The 209-nt window shown below is 44.0% G+C and carries 1 protein-coding gene; it reads right to left on the minus strand.

The genetic code is table 11. The features are described from left to right. The coding region (locus tag N8L90_RS09515) for a hypothetical protein (RefSeq protein ID WP_261025234.1) at window positions 1-209 on the minus strand (209 nt) is incomplete at both ends.

A 209-nucleotide genomic window follows, 5' to 3' on the forward strand; every position in this document is an offset into this window, starting at 1 on the left:
GGTGGGTATGTTGAGCCATCTGGTTTCTTCGGTGTTACTGTAACATCACCTGTCTTAGGATCTTGTTCCAACTCTACGGTTGGAGTTACTTTAGCTGGGGTTGTTACCTCAGGAACTTCCACTGATGGTTTTCCTGGTTCGGTAATCTTACCTGGTTTTGTAACCTTACCGTCTGGTAATTCACTGTTTGGTACTTTACCTTTTCCATC

Source organism: Streptococcus mitis, from assembly GCF_946190115.1.
Taxonomy (GTDB): domain Bacteria; phylum Bacillota; class Bacilli; order Lactobacillales; family Streptococcaceae; genus Streptococcus; species Streptococcus mitis_CO.